This is a genomic window from Ruegeria sp. BI12, from assembly GCF_056537985.1.
This window is the reverse complement of record NZ_JBQFSL010000001.1, coordinates 1-25,397: the sequence shown is the minus strand read 5'-3', so window position 1 is coordinate 25,397 and position 25,397 is coordinate 1. Positions and strand designations below refer to the sequence as shown.

The 25,397-nt window shown below is 57.8% G+C and carries 25 protein-coding genes; 11 read left to right on the top strand and 14 right to left on the bottom strand.

Annotated features, from left to right (window positions below):
* Window positions 1-67: 67 nt before the first annotated feature.
* On the top strand, window positions 68-1,066 hold the full coding sequence (locus tag ACR0AK_RS00125; RefSeq protein WP_480791981.1) for an asparaginase: 999 nt from the start codon (window positions 68-70) through the stop codon (window positions 1,064-1,066).
* Window positions 1,067-1,068: 2 nt separating this feature from the next.
* Here the strand turns inward: ACR0AK_RS00125 and ACR0AK_RS00120 are convergent, their stop codons facing one another.
* From ACR0AK_RS00120 to hutI, 8 genes are all read right to left on the bottom strand, one after another.
* On the bottom strand, window positions 1,069-1,389 hold the full coding sequence (locus ACR0AK_RS00120; RefSeq protein ID WP_282120369.1) for a YciI family protein: 321 nt from the start codon (window positions 1,387-1,389) through the stop codon (window positions 1,069-1,071).
* Window positions 1,390-1,412: 23 nt separating this feature from the next.
* A complete protein-coding gene (locus ACR0AK_RS00115; RefSeq protein ID WP_170563702.1) occupies window positions 1,413-1,841 on the bottom strand; it encodes an SRPBCC family protein in 429 nt (142 codons plus the stop codon).
* On the bottom strand, window positions 1,829-2,158 hold the full coding sequence (locus tag ACR0AK_RS00110; protein WP_170563705.1) for an ArsR/SmtB family transcription factor: 330 nt from the start codon (window positions 2,156-2,158) through the stop codon (window positions 1,829-1,831). The genes ACR0AK_RS00115 and ACR0AK_RS00110 overlap by 13 nt, the downstream gene beginning before the upstream one ends.
* A gap of 40 nt (window positions 2,159-2,198) precedes the next feature.
* Window positions 2,199-3,077 (bottom strand): phosphoserine phosphatase SerB, encoded by an 879-nt coding sequence (gene serB, locus ACR0AK_RS00105; RefSeq protein WP_480791980.1) that lies wholly within the window; start codon window positions 3,075-3,077, stop codon window positions 2,199-2,201.
* A gap of 68 nt (window positions 3,078-3,145) precedes the next feature.
* Window positions 3,146-4,828, bottom strand: a complete 1,683-nt coding sequence (gene hutU / locus ACR0AK_RS00100; RefSeq protein ID WP_480791979.1) for a urocanate hydratase — start codon at window positions 4,826-4,828, stop codon at window positions 3,146-3,148.
* Entirely contained in the window at window positions 4,825-5,643 is an 819-nt protein-coding gene (hutG, locus tag ACR0AK_RS00095) for an N-formylglutamate deformylase (protein ID WP_480791978.1), read from the bottom strand. Before hutG ends, hutU begins: the two co-directional genes overlap by 4 nt.
* Window positions 5,643-7,178 (bottom strand): histidine ammonia-lyase, encoded by a 1,536-nt coding sequence (hutH, locus tag ACR0AK_RS00090; protein WP_480791977.1) that lies wholly within the window; start codon window positions 7,176-7,178, stop codon window positions 5,643-5,645. The genes hutG and hutH overlap by 1 nt, the downstream gene beginning before the upstream one ends.
* Window positions 7,178-8,383 (bottom strand): imidazolonepropionase, encoded by a 1,206-nt coding sequence (hutI, locus tag ACR0AK_RS00085; RefSeq protein WP_480791976.1) that lies wholly within the window; start codon window positions 8,381-8,383, stop codon window positions 7,178-7,180. The genes hutH and hutI overlap by 1 nt, the downstream gene beginning before the upstream one ends.
* A gap of 81 nt (window positions 8,384-8,464) precedes the next feature.
* Here hutI and ACR0AK_RS00080 point away from each other — a divergent pair, with 81 nt between their 5' ends.
* The 3 genes from ACR0AK_RS00080 to ACR0AK_RS00070 all read left to right on the top strand — a co-directional run bounded on the left by ACR0AK_RS00080 (window position 8,465) and on the right by ACR0AK_RS00070 (window position 12,155).
* The gene (locus ACR0AK_RS00080; RefSeq protein WP_480791975.1) at window positions 8,465-9,820 is read left to right on the top strand and encodes a formimidoylglutamate deiminase; all 1,356 of its coding nucleotides are present in this window, start codon (window positions 8,465-8,467) and stop codon (window positions 9,818-9,820) included.
* A gap of 29 nt (window positions 9,821-9,849) precedes the next feature.
* Entirely contained in the window at window positions 9,850-10,554 is a 705-nt protein-coding gene (locus ACR0AK_RS00075; RefSeq protein ID WP_480791974.1) for a GntR family transcriptional regulator, read from the top strand.
* Window positions 10,555-10,637: 83 nt separating this feature from the next.
* Window positions 10,638-12,155, top strand: a complete 1,518-nt coding sequence (locus ACR0AK_RS00070; protein WP_480791973.1) for a malonate--CoA ligase — start codon at window positions 10,638-10,640, stop codon at window positions 12,153-12,155.
* Here the strand turns inward: ACR0AK_RS00070 and ACR0AK_RS00065 are convergent.
* From ACR0AK_RS00065 to ACR0AK_RS00045, 5 genes are all read right to left on the bottom strand, one after another.
* Window positions 12,142-12,879 (bottom strand): metallophosphoesterase family protein, encoded by a 738-nt coding sequence (locus ACR0AK_RS00065; protein WP_480791972.1) that lies wholly within the window; start codon window positions 12,877-12,879, stop codon window positions 12,142-12,144. The genes ACR0AK_RS00070 and ACR0AK_RS00065 overlap by 14 nt on opposite strands.
* A gap of 117 nt (window positions 12,880-12,996) precedes the next feature.
* Window positions 12,997-14,592, bottom strand: a complete 1,596-nt coding sequence (gene serA / locus ACR0AK_RS00060; RefSeq protein WP_480791971.1) for a phosphoglycerate dehydrogenase — start codon at window positions 14,590-14,592, stop codon at window positions 12,997-12,999.
* Window positions 14,593-14,657: 65 nt separating this feature from the next.
* The gene (locus ACR0AK_RS00055) at window positions 14,658-15,812 is read right to left on the bottom strand and encodes a phosphoserine transaminase (protein WP_480791970.1); all 1,155 of its coding nucleotides are present in this window, start codon (window positions 15,810-15,812) and stop codon (window positions 14,658-14,660) included.
* 159 nt (window positions 15,813-15,971) lie between these two features.
* A complete protein-coding gene (locus ACR0AK_RS00050) occupies window positions 15,972-17,069 on the bottom strand; it encodes a Gfo/Idh/MocA family protein (protein ID WP_480791969.1) in 1,098 nt (365 codons plus the stop codon).
* A gap of 12 nt (window positions 17,070-17,081) precedes the next feature.
* Window positions 17,082-17,792, bottom strand: a complete 711-nt coding sequence (locus ACR0AK_RS00045; RefSeq protein ID WP_480791968.1) for a GntR family transcriptional regulator — start codon at window positions 17,790-17,792, stop codon at window positions 17,082-17,084.
* A 106-nt stretch (window positions 17,793-17,898) separates the two neighbouring features.
* Between ACR0AK_RS00045 and ACR0AK_RS00040 the strand changes: the two genes are divergently transcribed.
* The 6 genes from ACR0AK_RS00040 to ACR0AK_RS00015 are packed head-to-tail and all read left to right on the top strand — an operon-like array spanning window position 17,899 to window position 23,474.
* Entirely contained in the window at window positions 17,899-19,053 is a 1,155-nt protein-coding gene (locus ACR0AK_RS00040) for an LLM class flavin-dependent oxidoreductase (protein ID WP_480791967.1), read from the top strand.
* Window positions 19,053-19,943, top strand: a complete 891-nt coding sequence (locus ACR0AK_RS00035) for an aldo/keto reductase (RefSeq protein ID WP_480791966.1) — start codon at window positions 19,053-19,055, stop codon at window positions 19,941-19,943. The genes ACR0AK_RS00040 and ACR0AK_RS00035 overlap by 1 nt, the downstream gene beginning before the upstream one ends.
* On the top strand, window positions 19,943-20,458 hold the full coding sequence (locus ACR0AK_RS00030; protein ID WP_058272664.1) for a flavin reductase family protein: 516 nt from the start codon (window positions 19,943-19,945) through the stop codon (window positions 20,456-20,458). The genes ACR0AK_RS00035 and ACR0AK_RS00030 overlap by 1 nt, the downstream gene beginning before the upstream one ends.
* Before the next feature lie 52 nt (window positions 20,459-20,510).
* Window positions 20,511-21,098, top strand: a complete 588-nt coding sequence (locus tag ACR0AK_RS00025; RefSeq protein ID WP_170417447.1) for a TRAP transporter small permease — start codon at window positions 20,511-20,513, stop codon at window positions 21,096-21,098.
* Window positions 21,099-22,388 (top strand): TRAP transporter large permease, encoded by a 1,290-nt coding sequence (locus ACR0AK_RS00020; protein WP_170563753.1) that lies wholly within the window; start codon window positions 21,099-21,101, stop codon window positions 22,386-22,388.
* Window positions 22,389-22,412: 24 nt separating this feature from the next.
* Entirely contained in the window at window positions 22,413-23,474 is a 1,062-nt protein-coding gene (locus ACR0AK_RS00015) for a TRAP transporter substrate-binding protein (protein ID WP_170417451.1), read from the top strand.
* A gap of 32 nt (window positions 23,475-23,506) precedes the next feature.
* On the opposite strand, the gene ACR0AK_RS00010 is transcribed toward ACR0AK_RS00015, so the two are convergent.
* Complete coding sequence (locus ACR0AK_RS00010) at window positions 23,507-23,977, bottom strand: tetratricopeptide repeat protein (protein ID WP_480791965.1); 471 nt, start codon at window positions 23,975-23,977, stop codon at window positions 23,507-23,509.
* Between the two features lie 3 nt (window positions 23,978-23,980).
* Here ACR0AK_RS00010 and ACR0AK_RS00005 point away from each other — a divergent pair, with 3 nt between their 5' ends.
* Entirely contained in the window at window positions 23,981-25,264 is a 1,284-nt protein-coding gene (locus ACR0AK_RS00005) for a cytochrome-c peroxidase (protein WP_480791964.1), read from the top strand.
* Window positions 25,265-25,397 lie beyond the last annotated feature (133 nt).

The window sequence follows — 25,397 nt, the reverse complement described above, 5'->3', positions numbered from 1 at the left end:
TAACGCAGGTTTCGCCACAGGCGAAAGGGCGATTGGCAGAATTTTGCGCATATAATGGAGGGGCCAGATGACGCAGCCGGTACCAATGACAGAACTGTGGCGCGGGCCTCTGCTGGAAAGCCTGCATCTGGGCCACGCGGTGATTTGCGACGACAGCGGCCAGATCGTTCGCAGTTGGGGTAATCCGGATGCGATAATCTATCCCCGATCGTCCGCGAAAATGATCCAGGGCCTGCCGCTGATCACGTCAGGCGCAGCCGCCAAATTTGGCCTGAACACCGAACATCTGGCGCTCGCCTGCGCCTCGCATAGTGGTGCGCATATCCATACCGACCGGGTTTCAGCCTGGCTGGATCACCTGGGCTTGACCGAGCATGATCTGCGCTGCGGCCCGCAGGAACCGCAGGACATGGCCGCGCGTGACGGGTTGATTCTGGCCGATGACACACCTTGCCAGATCCACAACAATTGCTCGGGTAAGCATTGCGGGTTTCTGACGGTCGCGCAGCACATGGGTGCCGGTCCGGAATACCTTGAAATCGACCACCCAGTACAACAGGCTTGCCTGACCGCGCTTGAAGAGACGACAGGGGAAGCCAGCCCGGCTTATGGAATCGATGGATGTTCGGCTCCGAATTTTGCCACTTCGCTGGTAGGGCTGGCACGATCAATGGCGTGGTTCGCCTCGGCCGCAGATCGGTCGGACCGCACCAGCGACGCGGCACAGCAACTGACGGCTGCAATGATCAAGCACCCGGAACTGGTGGCGGGCGAAAGCCGCGCCTGCACCGAGTTAATGCGCGCCATGGACGGCCGCGCCGCAATCAAAACCGGGGCCGAGGCGGTGTTCATCGCCATCATTCCAGAAAAGCGAATGGGCGTCGCGCTAAAGATCACCGATGGCACAACCCGCGCCAGCGAATGCGCAATTGCCGCGATTCTGGTCAGCCTTGGTGTGCTGGAGGCCGATCACCCGGCCACCCGCAAATTCATGAACGCCACGCAATACAGCCGTCGCGGGCTGGAATGCGGCGTAATCAGACCTGCGCCGGGGTTTCCCGGCTAAGGTTACATTTCGATTTCATGCACCTCGGCCACTTCGACCGAGCCTGAGCCGTTGACTACCATCGGACACCCTTTGGCCATTTCGGTCGCGGCATCAATGCTATCGGCCTTTACGACCGTAAAACCGGATGCCGGGTTTGCGCCGCCATTGTCGACGACGCTTCCGTTGCTGACCGTATAGGATTGACCAACCGGGTTGCCGGGAATGTCCAGCGCCTCACCCATGCCTTGAAACCATGCGCCCCAGGCGGCCATAGTTGCTTCAACTTCGGCAGGGTCGGTTGGTGTGGTTCCGCCGTGATAGACAAACAAATATTGTGGCATCTTATTTCCTCCCTAATGAAAACTTATCCAAACTGCGCCTCAAGCTTGGCCAGCGACGATGTCCAGCCCATGTTGTGGTTTGCTGCGGCCTCGGCATCTGCCAGTTCGCGGTGATCCAGCACTAGCCGCGCCCCGTTTTCGGTCGCAACAACCGAAAACGTCACGTGACTTTCCGGCCCGCGCCGGTCCTGATCGTCATGCCAGGCCCAGGTGAACCCAACCGAATTGGGCGGATCAACATGGGTTACGTGGCCCGAGACTTTAAATGTCTGACCTTCCGCGTTCTTCATCACAGAATACCAGGGACCAGTGCGTGAGAGGTTCAGGTCATGTTCGGGTACATGGACCCCTTCCGGCCCCCACCACTGCAACAGCTTTGCGCCATCGCTGACCCAGGCAAACAGGTTTTCCGGGGTGGTCGGGAACTCACGTTCCAGTTTCAGGTCGGCCATGAGTTTTCCCTTTCAATGAGGTCGCCCAAGCGATCGAGGCTGTTTTCCCAGAATTGACGTTTTGAGATGGTCCATTCGGCGATTGCCCGCAGCCCGTCAGGTTGGATGGAATACATCCTCTGGGTGCCTTGGACACGCTGTTGCACCAGCCCGGCCTCGCGCAGCACTTTCAGGTGGCGCGAGATTGCAGCACCCGACATTCCGCGCCCTTCGACGAGGTCGCCAGCGGGCAGCTCTCCGTCCTGCATCAGTTGCTCAACAATCGAGAACCGAGTGGAATCGGACAAAGCGGAAAAAGCGTTAATCAGAGTGTTCATAACCATTATTTAACACATGAGTTAAATAATGGAAAGACCTTTAGCCAGTCACAAATTCCGACCGGTTGTAGCCCTGAACGTACAGCAATGCCGTCAGGTCACCATGGTTGACCCGAACCTCGCATTGCTCGGCAACAGTGGGTTTGGCATGAAGTGCAACGCCCGTTCCCGCCCTGTGTAGCATCCCCAGATCGTTTGCCCCGTCGCCAACGGCAATGACTTCGTCTTCGCGCAAGCCCAAACGGTTGGTGATTTGTTCCAGCGCATCAACCTTGGCCTGGCGCCCCAAAATGGGCCGCAGCACATCGCCTGTCAGCTTTCCATCTTGGGCCAACAGTGTATTGGCACGGTTTTCGTCGAAGCCCAGCACTTCGGCCACCCTAGCCGTGAACGCGGTGAACCCACCTGAAACCAACGCGGCATAGCTTTTGTTGTGACGCATCGTACCAACCAGGTCCTTGCCGCCCGGCATCAATGTGATGCGCTCGTTCAGAACCTTGCCGATCACTGCTTCATCAAGACCTTTCAACAGACCAACCCGTTCGGTCAGCGCGCCTTCGAAATCCAACTCACCATTCATGGCGCGTGCGGTGATATCCTTGACGCGATCGCCTACGCCGGCTTCATCCGCCAGTTCGTCGATACATTCCTGTTGGATCATGGTGCTGTCCATATCGGCCAACAGCATCCTTTTGCGACGTCCTTCTGCCGGTTGGACCACCAGATCGACGCCCATTTGTTGCAGGTCCGCCCAGACTTCCCAGCGGTTCCCCGGCATTTCGAATAGGGTGAATTCCGCTGCTTCATCTGGGCTAAGCCAAACGATCTCGCCGCCTCCCCATGCATTCCGCAATGACTCGACCAGGGACAACTCCAGCGTCGGCGCGTTGGGGTTGGTCAACAGGGTGGCAACGTACATGTTTGATCTCCGGCAAGCTCACCTGCGAATATCGCAGGTGCAGCATTTTCGCCAGAGACAGTTTCGAACTAGCCCAAAATACCCGGCAGGCGCAGCCCATGGGCCCGCGCGCAATCCTTGGCAAGGTCGTACCCTGCATCCGCATGGCGCCAGACGCCCGAGGCCGGGTCATTCCAAAGAACCCGCTCCAACCGCCGGGCGGCATCTTCGGTGCCATCAGCACAGATCACCACACCCGCGTGCTGGCTGAAGCCCATACCGACGCCACCGCCGTGGTGCAGCGATACCCACGTAGCGCCACTGGCCGTGTTGATCAGAGCATTTAACAAAGGCCAATCACTAACCGCGTCCGAGCCGTCCAGCATCGCCTCAGTCTCTCGGTTAGGGCTTGCAACCGACCCCGAATCCAAATGGTCGCGACCGATCACAACCGGCGCTTTCAACTCGCCATTGGCAACCATTTCGTTAAAGGCCAGCCCAGCGCGATGCCGATCACCAAGCCCGATCCAGCAGATTCGTGCGGGCAGACCCTGAAACGCGATCCGTTCCTGTGCCATGTCGATCCAGCGATGCAGGTGCTCATTTTCAGGGAACAGTTCCTTCATCTTGGCGTCTGTCTTGTAGATGTCCTCAGGATCACCCGACAGGGCACACCAGCGAAACGGACCTATGCCCTTGCAGAAAAGCGGGCGGATGTAAGCAGGCACAAAACCAGGGAAAGCAAACGCGTTCTCAAGCCCTTCATCCTGTGCCACCTGCCGGATATTGTTGCCGTAATCGAGCGTCGGCACACCCGCATTCCAGAAATCCACCATCGCGGCCACGTGCTGTTTCATCGAGGCACGAGAAGCCTTTTCCACTGCTTTAGGGTCTGTTTCACGCTTTTCGCGCCATTCGCCCATGGTCCAACCCAGCGGTAGATAACCGTTGATCGGGTCATGCGCACTGGTCTGATCCGTGACGATATCCGGACGCATGCCACCGGCTGCCATCCGGCGGTATATCTCGGGGAATACCTCTGCCGCGTTGCCCAACAGGCCGACGGACTTTGCCTCGCCCGCCTTCGTCCAGCGGTCGATCATCTCGAGCGCTTCATCCAGCGTTTCAGCCTTTTCATCCAGGTATTTTGTCCGCAGACGGAAATCGATGCTGTCCGGGTTGCATTCGACCGCCAGACAGCTGGCACCGGCAAAGACAGCGGCCAGCGGTTGCGCACCGCCCATGCCGCCCAGCCCCCCGGTCAGGATCCATTTGCCGGTCAGGTCACCGCCATAGTGCTGACGCCCGGCTTCGGCAAAAGTTTCATACGTACCCTGAACGATGCCTTGTGTTCCAATGTAGATCCACGAACCAGCCGTCATCTGGCCGTACATCATCAGACCCTTCTTATCGAGCTCGTTGAAGTGATCCCACGTAGCCCAGTGCGGGACGAGGTTTGAATTCGCAATAAGCACCCTCGGCGCATCCTCATGCGTGCGGATGATCGCCACGGGTTTGCCGGACTGGACGATTAGGGTTTCGTCTTCCTCCAGATCCTTCAAACCGTCAACAATAGTGTCGAAATCCTGCCACGTCCGCGCTGCCCGACCAATGCCGCCATAGACCACCAGCTCGTGCGGGTTCTCGGCCACATCAGGGTGCAGATTATTCATCAGCATCCGCAGCGGTGCTTCGGTCACCCAGCTTTTGGCGTTCAGTTCGGGGCCGGTCGGTGGATAGATGTCGCGGGTGTTTTTGCGCGGATCGCTCATTTCTGGGCTCCTTGTTTGGTCAATTCGCCCGAAAGGGCAAGATCGTTGAGGCGGGTCAGCATGGTCGTCAAATGCGGGCGAAGCCTGGCAGCGCGGTCCTCGTTCCATGCCCATGGGGGCGTTTCGTCCATGTAAGCCCGCTGCGCGATTTCCATCTGGATGGCATGGATACCATCCGCCGGGCGACCATAGTGACGTGTGGTCCAGCCCCCACGAAACCGGCCATTCAGGACCGAGGTGAACCCTTCTGCCTTGGTTGCTACATCGTGCACGGCTTGCTCAATGGCCGTGTTGCAAGTCAAACCGTCATTGGTTCCAGTGTTGAAAACCGGCAATTCACCTTCAAACAGAAACGGAATCTGCGATCGGATTGAATGGCAATCGAACAGGATCGCCACGCCGTGCCGTTCTCGCACGCGGTACAGTTCTTCTAAAAGTGCTGCGTGATACGGGTCATGATATTTGCGCCGCCTCTCTTCGACTTCACCCTCTGACGGCGCTTGCGCATCAATCCAGATCGGATGGCCGTCAAAATCGGTTAAAGGCACAAGCGTCGTCGTATTCTGCCCGGGGTATAATGAGGCCCCGTCCGGATCGCGGTTGGCATCAACGACATAGCGATGGACGTGGGACTGAACGACCGTAAAATCGCCAATTATCCCTTCGTAGAGCCTGTTTATATGCCAATCCGTATCTGCCAATCCGTGCCCGTTGCTATTCAGGCGGGCCGCGATTTCGTCCGGCACATATGTACCTCCGTGCGGCTGACCCAGCACAATAGGTCCGTCCCCTCTGTGAACGCTGACCACCTGCATCAGAACAACCCCGGCATGGGGGTACCCACAGCCTCAAGAACGTCACCCGTGGCAACCAGCTGCTTGGACGCCTCGAGATCAGGTGCCAGATAGCGGTCTTCGGCCAAGGTCGGAATCTCTGTACGCAAACGGTCAATGACACGCTGCAACGGTTCACTGGTTACCAGTGGAGCACGGAATTCTACCCCCTGCGCTGCGCAAAGCAGTTCAACACCCAGAATGTAGTTCAGGTTCTCGACCATCCGTGTCAATCGCCGCGCGCCGTGCGCGGCCATCGACACGTGATCTTCCTGATTGGCAGAGGTTGGAGTGCTGTCTGTCACGCAAGGATTGGCAAGATGCTTGTTCTCGCTCATCAAAGCAGCAGTCGTAACTTCGGCAATCATCAGGCCCGAGTTTAGCCCGGGATCTGGCGTCAGGAACGGCGGCAGATCAAAGCTGAGCGCCGGATCGACCATCAAGGCAATACGCCGCTGCGCGATCGCGCCAACCTCGGACAGGGCCAGCGCGATCATGTCGGCGGCAAAACCTACAGGTTCGGCGTGGAAGTTCCCGCCCGATACGATGGCATCCGCCTCGGTCAGCACCAGAGGGTTGTCGGTGGCCGCGTTCGCCTCAATCTCAAGCGTGGCGGCGGCTTGGCGCATAACATCCATTGCCGCGCCGGTGACCTGTGGCTGGCAGCGAATGCAATATGGATCCTGAACGCGCGTGTCCCCGTCCCTGTGGCTTTCGCGGATCTCGGACCCTGTCAAAGCAGTGCGCATGGCGCTGGCGGCTTCGGTCTGGCCGCGATGTCCGCGCAGGGTGTGAATTTCGGGCTGCAGGGGCGCAGTGGACCCCATGATCGCATCGGTCGAGAGAGACGAGATAACCAGAGCGCTCTGCGCGGCGCGCCACGCTTCGAACAAACCAGCCAGCGCAAAAGCTGTCGAGAACTGCGTGCCGTTGATAAACGCCAACCCCTCTTTTGGGCCTAATTGAATAGGCTCTAATCCGGCGGATATCAGCGCTTTTTTGCCCGGAAGGACAATGCCATCAACCTCCGCCTCACCTTCACCGATGACCACTGCCGTCATATGCGCCAGCGGGGCGAGATCGCCCGAGGCCCCGACCGAACCTTGCGCTGGAATAACCGGGGTCACGCCTTTGGCCAGCATCTGATGCAGTAGCTCGATAAGCTCCCACCGCACACCCGACGCCCCACGTCCGAAGGACAACAGCTTTAGCGTCATCATCAGACGGGTGACGCGCCGTGACACGGCTGGTCCGACCCCACAACAATGGCTGAGGATCAGGTTGCGCTGCAGGGTGGATGTATCCTTGGCCGCGATCTTGTGGCTTGCCAGTTTGCCGAACCCGGTATTGACGCCATAAACCGGGTCTTCTCCGTTCGCAGCCTCGAGAATGCGTTTGGCTGCGGCCTCAACCTTCGGCCGGCACCCATCATCCAGCGATACCGTGGACTGTGACCAGTACACTTCGGCCAGATCCGACAGCGTGACCCGACCGGGAACAAGCCTGAGGGACTTCATCACAAACCTCCAAAAATGCGGGTGTGCAGCGGGTTAAAACCGATGCGATATGACAGCTCGGCCGGATGCGTGACATCCCAAACGGCCAGATCCGCGCGCTTCCCCTCTGCTATTGCGCCAGTTTCGGACAGGCCCAAAGCTTGCGCCGCATGGCGCGTTACACCGGCCAGTGCTTCTTCGGGTGTTAAGCGGAACAAGGTGCAGGCCATGTTCATCGTCAGCAGCAGCGACGTCATGGGGGACGAGCCGGGGTTACAGTCCGTGGCCAATGCAATCGGCACGCCATACTGGCGCAGCAATTCAACCGGTGGTACCTGCGTTTCACGCAGCGTATAGAATGCCCCCGGCAGCAGCACGCCCACTGTGCCCGCCTGCGCCATAGCGGTCACGCCGGCCTCGTCCAGATATTCAATATGATCCGCTGACAACGCCCCATAGGAAGCCGCCATAGCCGCCCCACCAAGGTTCGAAAGCTGCTCAGCGTGTAGCTTGACCGGAAGGCTCAGTTCTTTTGCAACATCGAAGACCTGCGCGATCTGAGGCGGGTCAAAAGCGATCCCTTCGCAGAACCCGTCTACGGCATCTACAAGCCCTTCTTCTTGCGCCAAACGCAGGGTCGGAATGCACACATCCCGGATGTAGGCATCAGCGCGCCCGTTGAATTCGGGCGGCACTGCATGTGCGCCTAAAAAACTGGTTTTAACACGGACCGGACGAACTTCTCCGATCCGCCGTGCGACGCGCAACATCTTGAGTTCCGTGTCGGTGTCCAACCCATAGCCTGACTTGACCTCGATGCACGACACGCCTTCGCCCAACAGGGCATCCACACGTGTCAGAGCGTCCTGCAAAAGCGCATCTTCGCTGGCTTCACGCGTTCCCGTTACGGTCGACAGAATTCCACCGCCCGCGCGTGCTATCTCTTCATACGACGCTCCGTTCAGGCGCATTTCGAATTCGACCGCCCTGTTGCCACCAAAGACGACATGGGTATGAGCGTCGATTAGCGCCGGTGTAATCAGCCGGTCGCCGTAATCCACGGTCGGCCAGTCAGCGTAACCGGCCGGCAACGCGCTCCGAGGCCCGGTCCAGGCAATTGTCTCACCATCGAGGGCAAGCGCCGCGTTCTGAATCATCCCATAAGGCTCGGCACCATCGGCCATAGTCGCCACGCGTGTGCTCAAAAGGACAGAATTTTTGGCCATGACGATTCTTTTGGGCTCCCCTTGCTGTTGATTTTTTCGTATACGTATAAAAGTTTAAAGTCTACACAAAATGGAACCACAATGACGATCCATGCCAAAACCGCTTTGTTAGGCTCTAGTTGGGTCAGAAATCTGCGGGTAGAGATCGCGCGCGGTCATATCCAAAGCTTGGAAACTGGGGCGTCCGCACAATCCGCGGACACGCGGGTGGATGTCTTGCTGCCTGCCTTGGGGAACCTCCACAGCCACGCCTTTCAGCGTGCTATGGCTGGTATGACCGAAGTCCGCGCTGCGGGGCGCGAAAGCTTTTGGACCTGGCGCACTCTGATGTATCGGTTTCTGGACAAGCTTACACCCGATCAGGTCGAAGCGATTGCCGCCTTGGTCTATCTGGAGATGCAAGAGGCCGGGTATGCCTCGGTCGGTGAGTTTCACTATGTCCATCACCAGCCGGGCGGGGCGTCTTACGACCAAGTGTCGGAACTGAGCCAGCGCATTTTTGCCGCGGCCACTCAGACCGGGATCGGGTTAACGCACCTACCGGTGCTCTACACCTACGGCGGTGTCGACCAGCAGCCATTAGCAGGTGGTCAGTTACGCTTTGGCAATTCCGTCGATCAGTTTCTGGTTCTGGTCGAGGAATGCCGAAAAACGCTGCCTCAAACGGATTCCATGATCGGCATCGCCCCGCATTCTTTGCGGGCGACATCGCCTACGGATTTACCCGAAGTCCTAAATGTAGTTTCTGACGGCCCCGTCCACATTCATATTGCGGAACAGCTTAAGGAAGTGGCCGATGTCGAGGCTGCGCTGGGGCAGCGGCCGGTCGCCTGGCTATTGGACAATGTCGATGTAGATTACCGCTGGTGTCTTATTCATGCGACTCACATGACCGATGTGGAAACACGCGCCCTTGCTCAATCCGGTGCCGTTGCCGGACTGTGCCCGATTACCGAAGCGAACTTGGGCGACGGTATCTTCAACGGTGCGGTTTACATTGACTCAGGTGGCCGTTTCGGCGTGGGATCAGACTCTAACATCAGGATATCTCTGCCTGAAGAACTACGGACGCTGGAATATTCCCAGCGATTGCGTGACCATGCACGCACTGTTTTGGTGAAAGGTGAAGGATCGGTTGGTCAGGCTTTGTATAGAGGCGCCGCCCAAGGCGGCGCGCAAGCTCTGGGCCGCAATGCCGGAGAAATTGCCGTCGGCAAGTGGGCCGATCTAATGGCAATTGACCGATCTCATCCTACAATTTGCGCGCTGACTGACGAACAGGTGCTGGATGGCCTGTGTTTTGCAGCACCTGATGGGCTGGTGACAGAACTGTGGTCGGCGGGCCGTCACATGGTGCGACAGGGCCGCCACATCGAACGAGATCGGATCGTTCCCGCGTACAGGTCGGCGATTGCCGATCTGTTGGCCGACGTCTAAACGAACCTACTCAGAAAACGAAAAGCACCATGACCCAATCGAACGAAACCACCAGCTACAGGGACATCAAGGAAACCGTGTTGGCACGCATTCGGTCGGGTGAGTGGCAGCCGGATTCTCTGCTGCCCAATGAACAGGACCTTGCCGTCGAATTCTCTTGCACCAGAACGACCGTGAACCGTGCCTTGAGGGAACTGGCCGATGAAGGATTTCTGGAACGCCGCCGCAAAGCTGGCACTCGGGTTCTAAGTTCACCACAAAGGCAGGCCCGATTCACGATTCCAATGGTTCGGGATGAGGTTGAGGCTCTGGGCGGCACCTATCGCTATGCGTTGGTCTCATCTGATTCCGGGCAAGCACCCGATTGGCTATGCGCGCGGCTTGCCCTGAAAACAAACCAGGACGTGATGCACGTGCGTTGCATGCACTTTAACGGCAATACTCCGTTTCAATTCGAAGATCGATGGATCGTCGTGGCCTCGGTCCCGCAGGTCTTGAATGCAGACTTCGCCTCAATTGGTCCGAATGAGTGGTTGATACAAACCGTTCCTTTTACCAATGTCGAGCTGAGTTTCCTGGCCAGCCGCGCTGATGAATCAGTGGCCGGGTTCCTGGACCTTCCTGTTGGTGAACCGGTGTTTACCGGTGAACGGATCACGTGGCTTGAGGGCCAACCGGTCACTTTCGCGAAGATGTACTTTGCCGCCGGGTATCGCATGACCACTCAGTTCTAAGCCCGACCGCGATTTCTGCTTTACCGTGTCTCTAATCCAAGCCAGATTCAGCACATTCTGGTCCTGCGCGAAGGGAAATTGCGATGGGTAACCCGCTCTATGATCGACTGTTTGGCATCCACGCGGGCAAGGATACGCCATTCCTTCATCTGCCCGGCGGCCAAACGATTACCCACGCGGCTTTTCTGGACATGGCCTCGCGGATTGCAAACGCATTGAACGGATTTGAGCTTGAGCCCGGTGACCGGGTTGCCGTTCAGGTGGAAAAGTCGCCAGAAGCGCTGGCGCTCTATGCCGCTTGCGCTCTAACCGGACTGATCTTTTTGCCGTTGAATACCGCCTACAAATCCGGCGAACTCAGCTATTTCATCGAAAACAGCGGCGCGGCGCTGGTGGTTTGCGATGCCGCCAGCGAAGTGGAACTGACACCTATCGCCGAAGCCCAAAACGCAAGGTTAGAGACGCTTAACGCCGACGGTTCAGGTAGCCTTATGCGTCGGGCTTTGGGTATGCTGCCTGCATTCGAACCGGTCAAGCGGACCGAGGATGATCTTGCCGCGTTCCTGTATACTTCCGGAACGACAGGGCGCTCAAAAGGCGCGATGCTGACGCAGGCCAACCTGTTGTCCAATGCCGAGACACTCGTGCAGGAATGGCGATTTACGCAAGAGGACGTGCTGCTGCATGCCTTGCCGATCTTTCATACGCACGGGCTGTTTGTGGCCACCAACATTATTCTGGCCTCTGGCGGGTCGATGATCTTCCTTCCGAAATTTGATCTGGATGACATCTTACGGCTGATGCCGGATGCGACCTCGATGATGGGGGTTCCAACCTTTTATACACGTCTGCTTAGGGATAAGCGTTTTACCGGCGACTTGGCGCGACACATGCGGCTGTTTATCTCGGGTTCGGCCCCGTTGCTGGCCGAGACGCATGAACAGTTTCAGGATCGGACCGGCCACCGTATCCTTGAACGCTATGGCATGACGGAAACCAATATGAACACGTCGAACCCCTATGACGGCGAGCGTCGCGCAGGAACGGTCGGATTTCCGCTGCCGGGTGTCGAACTGAAGGTGACAGATCCCGAATCCGGCGAACCCCTCTCGCAGGGCGAGATTGGCATGATCGAAGTGCGCGGACCCAATGTTTTCGAAGGTTATTGGCAAATGCCGGAAAAAACCGCCGCGGAATTGCGCGAGGACGGGTTTTTTGTCACCGGTGATCTTGGGCGCATAGACGAGGACGGCTACGTGCACATCGTGGGTCGCGGCAAAGACCTAATCATCTCTGGCGGGTTCAACATCTACCCCAAAGAGGTTGAGCTGGTTCTGGACGACCAGCCGGGCGTACTGGAAAGCGCCGTGATTGGTGTGCCTCATCCCGATTTCGGCGAAACCGTTCTGGGTATTCTCGTTGCAGAGCAGGGCCAAGCACCGGACTTAGGTGCCATTTTGGCCAACGTTCAAAGCGAACTGGCGCGGTTCAAGCATCCCCGAAGGCTGATCGTACTGGATGAGCTGCCCAGAAACACGATGGGAAAAGTGCAAAAGAACGCCCTGCGCGAACGTTACAAGGACATGTTTACCGCGGATTAGGCTCTAATAGCATCCGACCAGCGTCTGTCAGCAGCCAGCACTGACGCCCTTCGAACACAGCGGTGGCCAGCGGCCGACCATAGCCTGCCCCGGCGTCCAGATTGACGCGATTTCCGCAGTGCTCGGCCCGGTTCACCGGAGTATGCCCATGCACAACCAGCCAGGGGTACGCACGTGCATCTTGCAGGAACTCCTGACGTATCCAGACAAGGTCGTCTTCAGCCTGCTCCTCTAACGGTAGACCGGGTCGAACGCCCGCGTGTACGAACAGCAATTCGTCCTCCCGATGATACAACGGCAGGTCGTTCACAAAGTCTAAATGGGCCTGTGGCACCGCATCACGCGCCCATTTATTGACCTGGTAAATCCGATCATTGTCGGTTACCTCAACGCCGTAAGAGGCCAGCGTTTCCCGACCGCCCAAACGGGGGTCCAACCAGTTCAAAGTGATCGGCAAACGACTATCCGCAATCTCGCAATGCTGAACAAAGCGGGCCATCATGCGATCGTGGTTCCCTTTGACCATGACCCAGTTCCGCCCTGCACGGCGTCCTTCAATCAGCAGGTCCAGCACTTGGCGGCTGTTCGGGCCGCGATCCACATAATCGCCTAAAAACACGACCCGCGCATCGGGACCGCCATCTGCTTCAATCCGGGCAAGTGCAGTTTGCAGCATGTGTAACTGACCATGAATGTCGCCAACGGCGTAGATCGGTATGCTCAAAACGGGGCCTCTTTGAATGTGTCAGACACTATGTGCAGCAACTCGGTTGCAGAAAAAAGACAATGCCCGCACATTTTTGCACGGGCATCGCCAAGGTCACAATTTTCGAACCAAAACTCAGGCCACATCAAACTCCAGCGGCTTGATCTGGGTGAACAACCCGGTTTCCGCCAATTTGGCCCGCGCTTCAGCCGGTACCGGTTCATCCACATAAAGAAGCGCGATTGCCTCACCACCGGCCTCGGCACGGCCCAGCGTAAAGTTGGCAATATTCACGTCGTTCTCACCCATTGTCTGACCCAACGCACCAATGATGCCGGGAACGTCTTCGTTGGTCGTGTAAAGCATATGTGCCCCGACTTCAGCGTCGATGTTGATACCCTTGATCTGGATGAATCGTGGCTTGCCGTCACTGAACACGGTACCGCCGATAGAGCGTTCCCGTTTGTCGGTCACCACAGTCACTTTGATGTATCCATCAAAGACGCCGGACTTGTCCTGATTGGTGGTCGAGATCTGAATGCCGCGTTCCTTGGCAACAACCGGGGCCGAAACCATGTTCACTTCCGGGTTGAACTTTTTCATGATCCCCGCGACGACAGCACAGTTCAGGGCCGCCAGATTCATCTCGGCCGCGACACCATCGTAAAGGATGTTAATCGCCTTGACCGGCTCATCGGTCATCTGGCCGATAAAGCTGCCCAGATGGCCTGCCAGCTTGATCCACGGCCCCATGACCTTGGCCTCTTCGGCGGTGACGCTGGGCATGTTCAACGCGTTTTCCACCGCACCGGTCAGCAGGTAGTTCGAGATCTGCTCGGCCACCTGCAAAGCGACGTTTTCCTGCGCTTCGGTCGTCGCCGCACCAAGGTGAGGCGTGCAGACCACGTTCGGAAGGTTAAACAGCGGGTTGTCCTTGGCCGGTTCCACGCTGAACACGTCAAAGGCGGCACCGGCAACTTGACCGGTTTGCAGCATTTCGGACAGTGCCTCTTCGTCGACCAGACCACCACGGGCGCAGTTGACGATGCGCACGCCGGGCTTGGTTTTGGCCAGGTTCTCTCGGCTCAGGATGTTGCGCGTCTGGTCGGTCAGCGGCACGTGCAGTGTGATGAAATCGGCACGAGACAGCAGCTCGTCCAGCTCGACCTTTTCCACACCCATCTTGGCGGCTTTCTCTTCACTCAGATAGGGATCGTAGGCAACGACCTTCATTTTCAGACCCAGCGCGCGTTCACACACGATACCGCCAATGTTACCTGCGCCAATAACGCCGAGGGTCTTGTTGGTCAGTTCGATGCCCATGAACTTGGACTTTTCCCATTTGCCCGCATGGGTCGATGTGCTGGCCTCGGGGATTTGCCGCGCAACAGCGAACATCATCGCAATCGCGTGCTCGGCGGTGGTAATCATGTTGCCAAAAGGCGTGTTCATCACGATCACACCCTTTTTCGACGCGGCTTCTTTGTCGACATTGTCAGTGCCGATCCCGGCACGCCCAATGACTTTCAGATTGTCGGCTTTCTCCAGCAGCGTCGGTGTGACCTTGGTGGCCGAGCGGATGGCAAGACCGTCATATTGGCCTATCACTTCGGCTAACTTGTCTTTGTCCTTGCCCAGATCAGGCAAGAAATCCACGTCGATGCCGCGGTCGCGGAAAATCTGAACGGCGGTTTCGCTAAGTTTGTCGGATACGAGTACTTTGGGGGCCATGTTTGTGGTCCTTGAATCTAATGGGGCGTCCGGGCCTGGGGTGGCCCGGCGAAGATTGGAATGAATCAGGCGGCCTCAGATTGCGCCGCGATCTCGGCCTCGAAGGCCCATGCCAGCCAGGGCAGCATCGCCTCGATATCCGAGGTTTCGACGGTTCCGCCGCACCAGATGCGCAGGCCCGCAGGCGCGTCTCGATAGGCTCCGATATCCAGAGCGATGTTCTCGGCCTCCAGCCGTTTGGCCACCGCTTTGGCGAATGTTGCACCATCCTGAATGCGGGGATCCGTGAATTTCAGGCAGACCGAGGTGTTGGATTGCGTCGCCGCATCCTCGGCCAAATTGGCGATCCAGTTGTTCTGGTCGCAGAAGGCGTGCACCGTACCAGCATTGGCATCCGCACGGGCGATGAGGCCCTGCAGGCCGCCAACCGAGCGCGCCCAGTCCAACGCGAAAAGGTAATCTTCGACCGCCAACATGGACGGCGTATTGATCGTTGCACCGGTAAAGATGCCATCGATCAGCTTGCCGCCCTTGGTCAGGCGGAAAATTTTAGGCAGCGGCCATGCTGGGGTGTAGCTCTCCAACCGCTCTACAGCGCGGGGCGACAGGATCAGCATGCCGTGAGCCGCCTCACCACCCAGAACTTTCTGCCAGCTGAACGTGGTCACATCCAGCTTGTCCCACGGCAGGTCCATCGCGAAAGCTGCAGAGGTGGCGTCACAAATCGTCAAACCCTGACGGTCATCAGCGATCCAGTCGCCATTGGGAACGCGAACGCCCGAGGTCGTGCCGTTCCACGTAAAGACAACATCATTGTTGAAATCAATCGAGGCCAGATCAACTAACTGTCCGTAGTCTGCCGTCTTAACCTCTGCGTCGATCTTCAGTTGTTTAACGACGTCTGTCACCCAACCGGACCCAAAGCTTTCCCAGGCCAACATCTCGACCTTGCGTTCGCCCAATAGCGACCACAGGGCCATTTCAACCGCGCCGGTATCCGAAGCGGGAACGATGCCGATCTTGTAATCTGCCGGAATGCCCAGAACCTCGCGCGTGCCTTCAATGGCTGCCTTCAGCTTGTCCTTGCCTACTGCTGCACGGTGCGAACGACCCAGCGCGGCATCGGCCAGTTTGGTCAGATCAAATGTGGGGGGTTTGGCGCAAGGGCCCGAAGAAAAACGCGGATTTGCCGGCCGCGTCGCCGGTTGTTCAATGCTCATGTGTATTACCCTTCCAGATACACGCCCCTCGTTGGGGAGGGGTGTCCCACAAACAGAGCTATTGCCTCGAAAGACGCTCAGCAAGCGGAAAAGACGCATCGGGTGCCAAAAACGACACCCGACTTTGTGCGTATTTGGAACGCGGGTTTCCTATCAGCATCAAGATGAGAAGCGCACAGCTTCTCCGGTTTCCAATGCCTGTTGTGCTGCCAAACCGATCCGAACAGCCCAAAGACCATCGTTCAGGGTGACGTCTGGCTGGGCCTGTTCACCCCGCAGAACCGCCAAAAACCCTTGATGCTGATAGAAGGTCGAACCGTTGTGATCCCCGGCAGCCAACAGGCGTGGATCGACGGGGATATCTTTGGGAATTGGCCCTTTCGGATCACGCGGGCTGACAATGATCTGCGGCACCGGCGGTGCGCCCAGATGTTCTGGCCAGAACCGTCCCGGCCCCGGCACAAGGGCTTCAATCTTGGCATCCGGCCCCACTGCCGAGATTTCCTCCTGATATCGGGACCCTTCCGCGAACATGCAAAGTTCCAGCATCGCGCGCGCGCCCGAGGCGAAATCCACGATGACATAACCATGGTCGAGGATATCGGGCGTCTCGCCCCCATAGTCCTCATCCAGATGGTTGACCGCCTGCCCGCCGCTGGCTGTGACGCGAACCGGGTCGGATTGCAGGATCAGACGCATCAGGTCGAAGAAATGGCAGCACTTCTCGACAAATGTTCCGCCTGTATTCCGGTTGAACCGGTTCCAATTCCCGACCTTTTCCAGAAACGGAAACCGATGCTCGCGAATTGACAGCATCTTTACGCCGCCCGTGACCTCTGCCTCGGCAATCAGCGCAGCAATGGGCGGCATGTAACGGTATTCCATCGCAACCCAGATTGGGTGCGGATAGTCACGCTGAATCGACTCAAGTCGCGACGCATCCACCGGATCTGTGAAAAGAGGTTTCTCTACCAACAACGGCAACGGGCGCGTCCGGGCAATCTCTTCGATCTGATCCACGTGCAGGTGGTTGGGGCTAACGATGACAACGCAGTCCAGATCGTCGACCGCAAGCAATTCTTCGACTGAAGACACCATCACCGCATCAGGCGCAATCGCCTGCGCAGCCTTTGCCATCTCGGCGTCAGGTTCAAAAATCGCTGAAACGCGCGTGTCGTCCAGCAGGGCAATATTGTGCAGGTGTTCCTGCCCCATCATACCGCATCCGATCAGCCCGTAGTGAATGGTCCGGGTCATGCGCAGTTCCTTTTACTTCAGTCGTTGGACATAGGTGGCCCGATCCGGGTCGAACCATGTTTTTGAAAACTCAACCGGTTCGGGTTTTTCCGACCAGCTGAACCGTTCGATGTAGCCAACCGTTTCTCCGGCTGGCCTGGTGAAATCAGTGGGCGTCCAATCCGGCAACATCCCGAGGGAAACCCGGTCTTCAGCACGCGTAATCCAGAACCCCAACTGGTGCTGGTAGTAGCGATAAAGCGAGTCAGACAGCAGCTGTCGATCAATCAAACCAGCGGACTCATCCAGCCAGATTTCTTCAACTGCGATAATTGTATCATTCAGGTAGCGCATTCGACGCACCCGCGAGCCCATGTCCGAGGCACCAAATCGCGGCAAATCTGCGGGCTTTTTCAGATGGTCAACTGACAGGATATCCGCCCGCGGCAACCCACCGCCTTCAGGCAGCTCCAGTCGGAACATTGCATAGACGCTGTTTTGCGTTCCGGTCTCGCGTACATAATTGCCCGAACCCTGAATACGCTCCAGCATCCCCTTTTTCTCAAGCTCGGCGAGCGATTTTCGCAGAGTACCGACTGAAACTTTCAATTCCGCAGCAAGGTCTCGTTCGGGCGGCAAGCGCTCGCCATCGATCAGGCGACCGGCAGCGATGTCGCGGATCAAAAGCTCGGCAATCTGAACATAAACCGGCAGGGCGTTCGGGTTTCGGTTGGCTGACGACATCTTTGGGCGCTTCACTCGGTCGCGGGAAAAATTGATACACCATTGATCTACATCAATGTGATTGCTACGCAAGAGGAAAGTCACAGCCACGTGGAGAGCGAATCAGATGACCATCGTCCCCATCACCTCACCCGATCTGAATGCGGCCGAGGTTTCGTGGTTTGCGGCGTTGTGTTCCGACGATTACCAGTTTCTTGGAATACCTGATGGCGATCTACGATCCAGCTGGGACCACTGCTCGGGCATCGTGAAAGAGGCCGAGGCGCAAGGGTTCCGAAACATCCTCTGCCCTTCGTCCTATCAGGTGGGTCAGGACACATTGAGCTTTGTCGCGGGATGCGCGCCGATCACCGAAAAGATCAACATGCTGGCCGCTGTGCGCTGCGGTGAGATGCAACCCATCATGCTGGCCCGCACCATCGCGACACTGGATCACATGCTGCAGGGGCGTTTGACGGTCAACATCATCTCATCCGATTTCCCCGGAGAGAAAGCCGACAGCGCCTATCGTTATCAGCGCTCGCGCGAAGTGGTGGAGATACTGAAACAGGCATGGACGCAGGATGAGATCAATCATGCGGGCGAAGTGTATAACTTCTCTGGGCTGACGACCGACCCGGCGAAGCCATATCAGACCGGCGGCCCACTGCTGTACTTTGGTGGTTATTCCCCATCCGCTCTGGATCTGTGTGGCGAGCATTGCGACGTCTACCTGATGTGGCCCGAAACCAAGGATCAGCTGGCCGAACGGATGAAAGCCGTCCACGCGGTTGCGGAGAACTACAATCGCACACTCGATTACGGCCTGCGCGTGCACATGATCGTCCGCGATACCGAGGCCGAAGCGCAGGAATACGCCGACTACATCGTCTCGAAACTGGATGACGAATACGGTCGCGCCATCCGTGAGCGTGCTTTGGATTCGACATCATTGGGCGTCGCGCATCAGGCCAAGAACCGCGATCTTGCGGATGAGTATGGCTATGTCGAACCCGGCCTTTGGACCGGCGTTGGCCGCGCGCGGTCCGGGTGCGGCGCCGCTCTGGTCGGATCGACCGATCAGGTCATGTCCAAGATCGAAGAGTATCAGAAGATGGGCATCCGCGCCTTCATCTTCTCGGGATACCCGCACATGGACGAAGCTCGCCATTTTGGCAGCCGTGTTATGCCTAATCTGAAAACCTGTTCCCTTCCCGAAGCCTACGGAAGGGTCCCTGCAAATACCCCGGCCACGCCGCTGGGCAACGGAGTTCGTCGCTGATGCAACGTGTGAAACTATCTGACTCGCTGGACATGAGCCGCATTGTCTACGGCATGTGGCGGCTGGGCGACGACGACGACACTTCGACGGGTCATGTCGAAGCCAAGATTCAGGCGTGCCTGGATCAGGGCATCACCACCTTTGATCAGGCCGATATCTATGGCGGCTACGCGGCCGAGGCTGTTCTCGGCAACGCCTTGCGCGCAAATCCAGGCCTGCGCCAGCAGATGGAAATCGTCACCAAATGTGACATCGTCGCGCCGATGGGTCGGTATGCGGACGCCAAGTGCAAATACTATGACACGTCGCGCGCACATATACTGAAATCGGTTGACACTTCGCTGTCCGAAATGGCCATCGATCATATCGATCTGCTGCTGATTCACCGCCCCGATCCATTCATGGATCATCACGAAACAGGTGCCGCGCTAGACGAAGTTGTCGCCGGCGGCAAGGTCGGAGCGGTTGGCGTGTCCAATTTCCGTCCATGGGACTGGAGCCTGCTGCAATCGGCGATGAAAACCCAATTGGCGACCAACCAGATCGAGATTTCTCTGGGCGAAATCGGCCCCTTTACCAACGGTGATCTGGCGTTTCATCAGCAGCATGGCCAGCCGGTGATGGCGTGGTCGCCCTTGGGTGGCGGGTTGCTGATGGCTGGAAACCCTCCGGTCGGGGTTGTAGCGGACGAAATCGCCGAGGAATTCGGCGTGGATCGCGCCGCTGTAGCGGTGGCGTTTCTTTTGGCCCACCCTGCAGGCATTCTTCCGGTCTTGGGCACCAACAATCTAGACCGGATCAAGCGCATCTCTGACGCGCTGAAAGTCAATTTGGATCGCGAGAGCTGGTACCGCCTTTATGAGGCGGCACTGGGGCATGAGGTACCATGATGAATGCAATCTCAAAGGACATGACCCGCACATTCGTTCCCCACCGGGACGATACCCGAACCTTGCGCGACGCTTTTGGTCGTTTTGCCACCGGTGTCACCGTTGTCACCTGCGACAGCACAGACGGGCCGGTCTGCATCACCGCCAACAGTTTTTCGTCCCTTTCGCTGGACCCACCACTTGTCATGTGGGCAGGCGATCGCAACTCGCGCCGGTTCCGTTATTTCCAAGAAGCACGACATTTCAGTGTTCACGTCCTTTCAGCGGAACAGGCCGAGCTTTGCTTTGGATGTTCGAAAGACGCGTTTGCGCTTCAGGATATCGACCACGAGCGCTGTGAAAACGGAACCCCGCTGCTGCCCGATTGCCTGGCCCGTTTCGAATGTGAGCAACACGCTTATCACGACGCTGGCGACCACGTTATTGTTATTGGAAAGGTCCTGCGTGCCAGTATGGCGGACGGAGACGCATTGACCTTCTACGCCGGAAAGCTCGGCCAATTCGCGCACCAGTAAGCGCGGAATAACTGTCGCGGTGGAAACCCGCGGCTGAAAAGGGAGGATCCGCATGGGCGGATTGACGTCGGTGCTTGCGCCGATCGCGTTTGTTAATGAAACCGTGCTGCGATTGGGCCGCGCGGTTGGTGTCGTTGCGATTGCGCTTATGGTAATCGCGATCCTGATTCAGGTGTTTTTCAGATACGTTCTGGGCAACGCGCTGCCTTGGCCGGATGAGGCTGCGCGGTTCTGTATGTTGTGGATGACGGGCCTGATGGCCCCCACGGCATTTCGGCGTGGCGGGTTCGTCGCCATCGACATGGTGCCCCTTATGTTGCCGCGTGGGATCGGGCAGACCCTGAATATCCTGCTTCTTTTGGTTTCGCTGGCCGTGCTGCTGGTCGCCGTCAATATCGGTTGGTCCGAGGTGACCGGGTTTGGCGGCAAATTCGCGACAGCGGCGCTGTATCTGCCAACGTCCTTTGGATTTGACGAGTGGTATCGCATCCCGCGCAGCTGGATGATGGCATCGCTGCTGGTTGGCGTCATCCTGCTGATCTCAGTCAATATAGAGCTAATCTTGCGCGCCATCGTAACCCTGTTGGGCGGCGGACATCTGCTGCCAGAGATTGCCGATGCACCCGTGGGAGCCGAATAAATGTTGATATGGTTCCTACCCACATTTCTGGTGTTCCTGCTGATCGGCCTGCCGGTCTTCTTCGCGTTGCTGGCCGCGCCCGGCATTCTGCTATGGCTGAACGGTCAGACCAACGACATCACGCTGCTCTATCGCAATGTCTATAACGGCATGGATAGCTTTCCGTTGATGGCGATCCCCTTCTTCATGCTGGCCGGAGAGCTGATGAACCGGGGCGGCATCACGCTGCGGCTGGTTGAATTCAGTCAGGCGCTGATGGGCCACTTTCGGGGCGGTTTGGCGCATGTGAATGTGCTGAGTTCGATCCTGTTTGCCGGACTGTCAGGTTCAGCGGTGGCCGATACATCGGCGCTGGGGTCGATGCTAATCCCGGCGATGGAAAAGCAGGGCTACACCCGCCGCTTCGCCGCTGCGATCACAGCCGCCAGTTCGGTGATCGGTCCGATCATCCCACCTTCGGGGATCATGATCATCTACGCCTATGTTATGGGCGAAAGCGTTGCAGCGTTATTCCTTGCAGGGATCGTGCCGGGCGTCATGGTGGGTGTTGGCCTGATGCTGATGATTAAGGTCATGGCCGACAAATACGACTTCCCGGTCGCCAGCCGAAAATACACCTGGGGCGAGCGACGTCAGGCCAGCCTTAAAGCGTTCTTCCCCCTGCTGACACCGGTCATCATTCTGGGCGGTATTCTGGGCGGTATTTTCACACCGACCGAAGCTGCGGCGGTTGCTGTCGGCTACGCATTCCTCATCGGGTTCTTTGTCCTGCGCACGCTGACGATAAAAGAAGTGCCTGAAATTCTCAGCAATGCAGGTCTGACCTCGGCCGTCGTTTTGTTGCTGGTGGGTGCCGCGATGGCGTTCAAGACAGTCGTCAGCCTCAGCCACGCGCCGGAACAACTGGCGCAATTGATCCTCAGCCTTTCGGAAAACCCACTGATCCTTCTGTTCCTGATCAACCTGTTGCTGTTCATCGTGGGCATGTTCCTGGACGCAGGTCCCGCGATCATCATCCTTGGCCCAATCCTGGCCCCGATCTTTACCAGCCTTGGCGTCGATCCGATCCACTTTGCCATCATCATGAGCGTCAACCTGACCGTGGGCCTTGCGACACCGCCTATGGGGTTGGTCCTGTTTGTGGCCGCCGCCGTGTCGCGCGAAAAAGTTGAAACCATCGCCAAGGCAATCCTGCCATTCCTGGCCGTCGAAATCATAGTGATCTTTCTGATCACCTATGTCCCCGCACTATCCATGACGATCCCACGCATAACGGGATTTGCAAACTGACTGAGTATCACAGGGAGGAAACGCATGCTCGGAAGATTTATCAAAACAGCAGCCCTAGCGACATCGCTGGTTGCCGCGTCCGCCATCGCGGCAACTGCAGCTGACTACACGCTGCGCGCGACTGCAAACTCTAATGAAAACGATGAAGACTATGACGGTCTGATCGTTTTCAAGAACTTTGTCGAAGCTGCCTCGAACGGAGCGATAGAAGTCGAGCTGTTTATCGGGACACAGCTGTGTTCAAACGGCGCTGAATGCCTTCAGGGCGTCGCGGACGGCACCATCGACATTTACATCTCTACCTCAGGCGGTGCTTCGGGCATCTTCCCTTACGTTCAGGTCCTCGACCTGCCTTACCTGATGGCCGATGACCGTGTGGCCGAGCGTGTTCTGTCTGGTGATTTCACGCGCACAATGCGCGAGATGGCGTTGGAGGATTCCGGCGGTGCGATCCGCCTGATGACCATCGGCAACACTGGCGGCTGGCGCAACTTTGCCAACACGCAACGCCGCATTGCCGAACCCGCCGACATGGAAGGGTTGAAGATCCGCACCGTGGTCGCCGACCTGCCGCAGGAACTGGTAAAGGCGCTGGGCGCTTCGCCGACCCCGATCCCGTGGCCCGAGCTGTTCACAAGCTTCCAAACCGGCGTTGTTGAAGGATCCAAGAACGGCATCACCGATATCATGGGCATGAAATTCCCGGATGCGGGTCTGCAATACGTCACATTGGACGGCCACGCCTATATGGGTGCGCTGTGGTGGATGAATAACGCCAAGTTCCAGGAGATGCCCGAAGATCTGCGCCGCGTGGTCGTCGACGGTTTCTATGCCCTGCAGCAGGCCACTTTTGCCTCGCCCAAGCGCAAGTCGATCCAGGCTTATGAAGATTTCGTTGCGGGCGGCGGTGACCTCTACGTCCCGACACCCGATCAGAAAGCCGCGTTCAAAGACGCGGCTACACCTGTTTACGAATGGTTCCAGTCCAACGTGGCTCGCGGTGATGAGATTTTTGCCGCGCTGACCGAAGCCGTTTCGATCGCAGAAGGCGAGATCAATGCGTCGCGCGATGCGGACCTGAACTAATCAATTGTGGGTCGGGCCTGAAGGCCCGGCCCTCACCGAAACGGGTACATCCACCCCTTGTAGTCGTTGACCAGAACATGCGCCCTTTCAATCTGCTCCGGCGACATTTTCTTGACCACCTCCTCAAGGCTGATCGCCGCGTCGGGATCGCCGCCAATGGCGCTGAGCGTGTACCACATGTAAGCCCGCACCAAATCAGGCGCGGGCATGCCAAGGCCCAGTTCATAATACCAGCCGACGCCGGATTGCGCCCCGGGATGACCCTTCATCGAGGCGCGCAGATACCACTCAAACGCTCTTTCATAGTCCTGCTCAACTCCAAGTCCGAGACCATACATCACGCCGATCAGTTCCTCGGCCTCGGCGTTGCCAGAACGCGCGGCAGGCCAAAGTTCCTCGCGCGCAGCCGCGAACTCCCCGGACTCCATCATATCGCGGGCCTGTTCCAACTCGGCCAGCGCCGGGGTGGCAAAAAGACAAAGGGCAAAAACATACTGACGCATGGGGTGGCTGCTTTCCTCTGGGCCGGGACGGCAATCGCGCAAGAACTTCCACGACCGCTGACAGATGACGATTTCCTGTCCTTTGATATGAAACAGGCCGCCATCGGTCATCAACTGTTTTACGACCCGATCCTGTCCGGCAATCAGAACATCGCGTGCGCCCATTGCCATCACCCCGATTTCGGAACGTCCGATGGATTGTCGCTGGGCATCGGCGAAGGCGGTCAGGGCTTGGGACCTGAGCGCACACCGGGCACCGGAGCCGACAAGATCCGAAAACGTATCCCCCGAAATTCTCCGGGCCTCTGGAATCTTGGGGCGAAGGACATTCACACCCTGTTCCACGATGGCCGCCTGAGTATTTCGGACGTTTATGGCAATGGCTTCAACTCGCCTGCACAGGAATGGTTGCCCGAAGGTTTGAATTCACTGCTGGCCGCGCAGGCGCTTTTTCCGCTGACTTCGCAGTTCGAAATGGCGGGTAACGTGGCCGAGAACCAGGTCACAGGTGCTGTGCATGACCGGATCGACAAAGGCTGGCCGATCCTCGCCAAACGGGTGCGCACCGATCCGGATTACGGCCCGGTCATCGTCGCAGCGTTTGATGAAATCGAAACGACCGAGGACATCTCGATCACCCAGATCGCCAACGCGCTTGCAGCTTTCATGGCGGTGGAATGGCGCAGCACTGACAGCCCGTTTGACCAGTATCTGGCCGGAGAAAATTCCGCCCTCTCACAGGACCAACAGAACGGCATGAGCCTGTTTTACGGAAAGGCGCAATGCTCTGCCTGCCATTCCGGAACTCTCATGTCGGATCAGAAGTTTCACGCACTTGCTCTGCCGCCTTTCGGACCGGGCAGGACACGACAATGGGACCCTTACGTCCGGGACGTTGGCCGTATGGGTGAAAGTGACCGGTTGGAAGATGCCTACAGGTTTCGCACGCCGATGCTGCGCAACATCGCCCTGACTGCGCCATACGGCCATAACGGAGCGTTTCCCGATCTGGAAAGCATGATCCGCCATCACCTCAACCCCGAAATAAGCCTGTCGCAGTGGAACCGGGACATGGCAGATTTGCCTGACGTGCCCTGGCTTCAGCATGCGGATTTTGTGGTGTGGGATGACAAGTTCGAAATGAAGCGTCAGCGCGCCAAAATCGACATTGCGCTGGTAGAACTTTCCGATGAGGAAATCCACAGCCTCGTCGCCTTTCTGCAATCGCTTACAGGGACAAGTGTGGAAACTCCGCCATTTGGGGTGCCCGAGGGGTTTACCCCGTAAGAAAAGCCCCCGCCCAGTGGTGGGCGGGGGTTGTTTTGGTTTTTACTCGGCGGCTTCTTCGTATGCGTCCATTGGTGGGCATGTGCATATTAGGTTTCTGTCGCCGTAAGCGTTGTCGACGCGGTTTACTGGT